At 71.9% G+C, this 6,000-nt stretch carries 4 protein-coding genes and 1 pseudogene; 1 reads left to right on the top strand and 4 read right to left on the bottom strand.

The annotated features are described in order from the left end of the window. Window positions 1-625 (bottom strand): annotated as a pseudogene (locus tag EOINJALH_RS09645) (hypothetical protein); the annotation flags it as partial. Between the two features lie 7 nt (window positions 626-632). Next, on the bottom strand, window positions 633-2,399 hold the full coding sequence (locus EOINJALH_RS09640) for an acyl-CoA synthetase (protein ID WP_088280141.1): 1,767 nt from the start codon (window positions 2,397-2,399) through the stop codon (window positions 633-635). A 202-nt stretch (window positions 2,400-2,601) separates the two neighbouring features. On the opposite strand from EOINJALH_RS09640, the gene EOINJALH_RS09635 reads away from it, so the two are divergent. After that, window positions 2,602-3,723: an HD-GYP domain-containing protein gene (locus EOINJALH_RS09635; protein WP_088280140.1), complete on the top strand. Its 1,122-nt coding sequence runs from the start codon at window positions 2,602-2,604 to the stop codon at window positions 3,721-3,723. Window positions 3,724-4,005: 282 nt separating this feature from the next. On the opposite strand, the gene EOINJALH_RS09630 is transcribed toward EOINJALH_RS09635, so the two are convergent. Both EOINJALH_RS09630 and EOINJALH_RS09625 read right to left on the bottom strand, forming a co-directional pair. After that, on the bottom strand, window positions 4,006-4,866 hold the full coding sequence (locus EOINJALH_RS09630) for a DUF3014 domain-containing protein (protein ID WP_234413754.1): 861 nt from the start codon (window positions 4,864-4,866) through the stop codon (window positions 4,006-4,008). Window positions 4,867-4,924: 58 nt separating this feature from the next. Then, on the bottom strand, window positions 4,925-5,875 hold the full coding sequence (locus tag EOINJALH_RS09625) for a mechanosensitive ion channel family protein (RefSeq protein WP_088280138.1): 951 nt from the start codon (window positions 5,873-5,875) through the stop codon (window positions 4,925-4,927). Window positions 5,876-6,000: the final 125 nt, after the last annotated feature.

Raw genomic sequence — 6,000 nt, 5'->3', positions numbered from 1 at the left:
TGCCTGCGGGGGCGGACAGGGCGGGGTCTCGCAGTTCGGTGGCCATCTGCCGGGCCAGCTCGCCCGACGACAGCCGTGCCAGCGACCGCGTGTTCAACGGCAGCTCGCGCTGCACGCTGGCCGCGGCTGGGCCGACCACCAGGTCGGCGTCGGCGCGCGGTGCGCCGGGCCGGTGGCCGAGGGCGTGCAGGCGAATGCGGGCGATCAGCAGTTCGGTGTCGGGGTCACCGAAGACCGAGCAATCGACGACCTCGTCACAACCGTCGGCGGCGGCGCGGGCGAGCATGCGTTGGACGTTGGCCGCCACGTCGCGCGACTGCACCGGCAGCACCAGCGTGACGGTGCGGCGACCGCCGGCGGCCAGTTCGGCGGCGACGGCGTCGCTGAAGCCCTGGTTCAGTTCGTTCCACAGCTCGTTGACGCGCGGGGCCTGCTCGGCAAAGTGGCGGCCGTGGCCGTAGACCAGGGTGCAGCGGGCTTCGGCAGCGGCTGGCGAGGAGGCGGCCGCCGCGGGCTGCGCGTGCGCCGGCGGGGCCGAACCCAGCACCGTGGCCAGGCCGAGCGCCGCGGCGCATGCCGAAGCCGCCGCATGCCGCCGAACCCAACGCACGAATGCAGCGTCCATCATGCGATCAACCACCGGCCGCGGCGCGCGCACGGGCTTCTTCCTGCAGGCGCAGCAGGCGCCGCTGCACCTTGCCGGTGGTGGTCATCGGCAGCGCGTCGATGAACTCGATCTCCTTCGGGTACTCGTAGGGCGCCAGCTTGTCCTTGACGTGATGCTGCAGCGTGGCGACCAGCTCGTCGGACGGCGCAAAGCCCGCGGCCAGCACGACATAGGCCTTGACCACCGCGCCGCGGGCCGCATCGGGCTTGGGCACCACCGCGGCATTGGCCACCGCCGGGTGCTTGACCAGGCAGTTCTCCACCTCGCTGGGGCCGATGCGGTAGCCGGCGGACTTGAACACGTCGTCGGCGCGCCCCTGGTACCAGAGGTAGCCCTGCGCATCCATCACCGCGGTGTCGCCGGTGCGGCACCAGCTGTCGGCGGGCGAGCCGGTGTACTTGGCGCGCGTGGCCTCGTCGTTCTGCCAGTAGCCGAGGAAGAACACCGGGTCGGGCTGGCCATGCACGTCGAGCCGGTGCACGGCCACGTCGCCCGGCACGCCGCGCGGGCACTCGAGGCCGTCGTCGTCGATCACCGCGACGCGGTGGCCGGGGTAGGCGCGGCCCATGCTGCCGGGCAGCGCCGGCCAGCCGGCGGCCGGTCGGCCCTGGCCGTCGAGCGAGCGGCCGCAGTTGCCGACGATGTAGTTGATCTCGGTCTGGCCGAACATCTCGTTGACGACCACGCCCAGTTCGTCGCGGCACCAGGCGAACACCGCGTCGCCTACGGCCTCGCCCGCGCTCATGATGGCGCGCAGCTGCAACCGGTGGTGCAGACGCGGCTGCGGCACTGCCTTCATCATCGCCTTCAGCGCGGTCGGGAACAGGAAGGTGTGCGTCACCCGCCAGCGCTGCATCAGCGCCAGCGCGCCTTCGGGCGAGAAGCGGCCCTGGTAGGCCACGATGGTGCGGCCGAGGTACAGCGTGGGCAGCAGCGCGTCCATCAGGCCGCCCGTCCAGGCCCAGTCGGCCGGTGACCAGAACACGGCCTCGGGCGTGCGCCCGGTGGCCGGGTCGGGGTCGACGTGCGGGAACCAGTTCTGGCTGCAGACGAAGCCGGTGAGGTTGCCGATGAGGGCCCGGTGCGGGATCAGCGCGCCCTTCGGCGGCCCGGTGGTGCCGCTGGTGTAGATCAGCACCGCGGCGTCGTCGGCGGCGGTGGCCACGGGCTCGAAGCGGTCGGCGGCGGCGGCCAGCGCGTCGTCCCAGTCGAGGTCGCCCTGCCCCGCCGCGCCGCCCACGGCCAGCACCGTGCGCAGCCCGGGCGCGTCGGGCCGCGCGGCGCGCATGTGGGCGATGGCGCCCTCGTCGGCGATGGCCACCACCGCCCCGCTGTGCTGCAGCCGGTAGGCCAGCGCGTCGGGCCCGAACAGCATGGACAGCGGCATGGCCACCGCGCCCAACTGGTAGGCGGCCATGTGCGCGATGGCCGTCTCGATGCGCTGCGGCATCACGATGGCCACGCGGTCACCGCGCTGCACGCCCAGGCGCCGCAGCGCCTGCGACAGCCGGTTGGCGGTGCGCTGCAGTTCGCCATAGCTCAGGCGGCCGCTGCGGCCGTCCTCGTGCTGCCAGGCGATCGCGGTGCGACGCGGCGCCTGACGGGCCCAGCGGGCGCAGCAGGCCTGGGCGATGTTGAAGTCGGCCGGCACCTGCCAGCGCAGGCCGCGGTGGAGCTCGGCATGGCGGTCTGCCGCATCGGCGGCCTGGCGGCGAGGGGGCAAGGCGGGCATGGGCAGGAGCTTAACGTCAGCCGACAGCCGTGCCGGCACGGGCGGACGCCGGCCCTGCGGTCGATGCCGTGCCGTGGTCGCCGGCGTAGGGAATCCTCAAGTCCGCCAGGCAGTGACCGAAAACAGTGCACCAGTGCGCCCACACACCCACCGGCTGGTCGAGTGGGGGGGCGTTTGCCATCGACCTGCCGCCGGGGACCTCATGCAGTTTTCACAGCTCGCCACCGTTCAGAACCGCATCGTCGTCGGTGCGCCCTTGCCCTTCAACGTGCGGGATGTGGACCGAACGCTGCTGCTGGCCCGCGGCCATGTGATCGACAGCCGCGACCAGCTCGAAGCGCTGTTCCACCGCGGCGCGCTGGTGGACCTGGCCGAGGTGCTGAGCCCGACCGACATCGTCAAGCAGGCACCCGCCGAAGCCCTGCCCGGCCTGTGGACCGACAGCCTCAGCCAGGTCGGCGATGCCCTGAGGCACAGCGCCGAGGAAGGCTTCGCCGAATCACTGGAAGAAGCCACGCCGGCGGTGCTGGCGTTGATCGAGCGCGACAAGGACCTGGCCATCCTGCAGGTGCTGCGCCAGGACGCCACCGCCAACGTGCAGTACGGGGTGGACCATTCGGCGCACGCCGCGATCACCGCGTTCCTGGTGTCGCAGCGCCTGGGCTGGAGCGCCGAGGAATCGCAGCGCCTGTTCAAGGCCGCGCTGACGATGAACATCTCGATGCTCGAGCTGCAGGGCCAGCTGGCCATCCAGGACACCCCGGTGACGCCCGAGCAGCGTGCCGCGATCTATGCCCACCCCGAGTTCAGCGTGCGCATGCTCGAGCTGTCGGGCGTGGACGATGGCGACTGGCTGCGCGCCGTGGCCCAGCACCACGAGCGGCCCGACGGCAGCGGCTACCCCTATGGCATCACCACGATGAGCGACATGGCCGCGCTGGTGCAGCGTGCCGACATCTACACCGCGCGCCTGAGCCCGCGCATCGGCCGCGCCGCGATCCCGGCCGACCGCGCCGGCCGCGCGATGTTCATGCAGGACCCCGGCGACCTGATGACGGCCGCGCTGGTGAAGGAGTTCGGCGTCTACCCGCCCGGCTGCTTCGTGCGGCTGGTCTCGGGCGAAACCGGCATGGTGGTGCGGCGCGGGCCGACGGTGATGACGCCGGTGGTGGCCGTGATGACCACGACCCACGGCGTGCCGATCACCGAACCCAAGCGGCGAGACACCTCGGAGCAGGCCTTCACGGTGGCCGCCGTCGTGCCCACCGCGCCGGGCATGGGGCGCCTGTCGATCGAGCAACTGCTGGCCGTCGCCGCGCTCTGACGGCAGGCCCCACGCCACGTGCTGCGCGCGATCTGCCGCGCGCCTGGCTCGGGTGCGGCCCCGGGTGTGAGCCCAAGTGCGCCCCGCGACGACGAGCTTGCAGCCGGCCTCGCGACGAGCCCATGACCAACTACATGGAAACAAATATAATGCCCCTGCCGTTCGGTCACTCGAGCATGGCCGGCCGGATGACAGGAGCAATTTTTCGGGGCCCCCAGTGGGCCCCGCTTTCTTGGCCGGTGCGGCCAGCGCGCGACGCGTGCCGGCCTTCGGGTCGCCCGCTCAACGCGGCACGCCCTCCGACGCCACCAAGCGGCGAAATTCGATCAGGCGGGTCTTCAGGCGGCGCTCGTTGACCGGCCCCATGCGCAGCAGCATCTTCTGGCCGGCGGACAAGCCCTCCAGCGCCGGGTCGTCGAACTCGTACAACACCCAGGGACGCTCGGGCCGGATCGGGCCGTGGATGGCGGGCAGGTGCACGCGCACGGGCCCGGACAGGTCGGGCGTGGCCAGCAACAAGTCGATCACCTCGACCAGCCGGTCGTTGAAATAGCGCCCCGGATAGCCCAGGTCCTCGTAGGCCTGCTGGAACACGGGGTAGGCCTGGGCGTACAGCGCCGCCACGCGACGCAGGTCGACCGATTCGACCATCAGCACGAACGGGATGTACCGCAGCGCATTGTCGGCATCGATCGCAAGCTCGTCTGCGGGGCCGTCCGTGCGCGGGCTCGAGACGGCAAAGGCGCCGGGCGCCGGCACGACGGGCCAGAGCCCCGCAGGCGCACGTTCGCGGCCCAGGTTGTCCACGGTGGCGACCAGGCGGCGCGGAAAGTCGTCGGTCTGAAGCAGCGTCTGCACCGCCTGGCGTCCGAAGAGATCGGTCAGTACGGCGCGCAGGTCGGCGGGTGGCGCGGCGGCAGCGGTGGCCTGGACGCGTTCGATCGGGTGGGCCTGGCCGGCCCCGGCGACCGGCAGGGCGGCGGGTTCGCTCGCCGAGGACGCCAGCCCGGAGACGGACCGGACCGCCTCGGAACCGGCCGTGGGGGCGTCGTGCCGGGCGTTGGACGACACCCAGCCGCGCCAGGCGCCCAGGCCGATCATCGCGATGAGGACAGCAACGCTGATCTGGCGGACAAGTGTCATGGCAAGTGCTCCTTCTGCGTCGAGTCGCCCCTCGGCGGTGCCGGGGGGCGAGGGTTCGTCATGGCGCCGCTTCGCCGAGCGCATGGTGCGCCGTCGGGCGGGCGGCGGAGGGTGCTGCCCAGGGTTCCGCGGCCTCGGTGGGCGGGGCCGCAGACTGGCGCCGGGCCACCTGCACGGCGAGCCGCGGCAACGGGATCTCGATGCCGGCGCGGTCGAAGGCGATCTTCAATCGGCGCAGGTACTCCCGCCTCACGTCCCACTGCGCCAGCGGGGCGACGCGAAAGCGCGCACGGATGACCACGGCCGACTCGCTCCAGCGCTCGACGCCTGCCATCTCGAGGTCGTCGAGGATGCGGGCCGACATCGCCGGGTCGCGCCTCAATGCGGCGGCCACGTCCCGCATCGAGGCCATCACGCTGTCCAGGTCGGCGCTGCAGGACACGCCGACATCGACCACCGCCTGCGCGTGGCCGCGGCCCATGTTCACGACGCTGGTGACCATGCTGTTGGGCACGAAGTGGACATGCCCGTCGTAGTCGCGCAGCCGCACGTAGCGCAGGGTGACCTCCTCGACGAGCCCTGAGTGATCGCCCAGCTTGACCACGTCGCCCTGTCGGATCTGATCTTCCACCAGCAGAAAGAAGCCGGTGAAGTAGTCCTTGACCAGGCTCTGCGCGCCGAAGCCGACGGCCAGGCCGACCACGCCGGCCGCGCCCAGGATCGGCGCGACGCTCACGCCGAACTCGCTGAGCACCAGCATGCCGGCGACCAGCGACACGACCACGGCCACCAGGTAGCGGACCACCCGGCCGACGGTCTCGGCACGCTGCACGGCCTCGCGGTCGTCGAATCGTGCCGCGATGCGCATGCGCAGGCTGCGCACGGCCCGCTGCGCCACCACGATCGACAACCAGGCGACGACGACGATGGCCGTCACGCGCAGCAACAGCGTGGCGGCACCGCCCAGCCCCTGGAGGCCGGACATCGCATGGTCGAACAGTGCCTGCATGGACATCACTCCTGGTTGCGACGGAGATTGGGCCGGCAAGCACCGGGGCCCGTTGGACTGGCCGATCGCCGACGGCCAGATCTCGCGGCCGATCGGACCTCGAGGCACCCATCATATTTGTCCCA

Origin of the sequence: Ideonella sp. A 288, assembly GCF_002198735.1 — a bacterium.
GTDB lineage: Bacteria > Pseudomonadota > Gammaproteobacteria > Burkholderiales > Burkholderiaceae_C > Pseudaquabacterium.
Note: the sequence above shows the minus strand (reverse complement) of the source record. Positions and strands in the feature narration are given on the sequence as shown.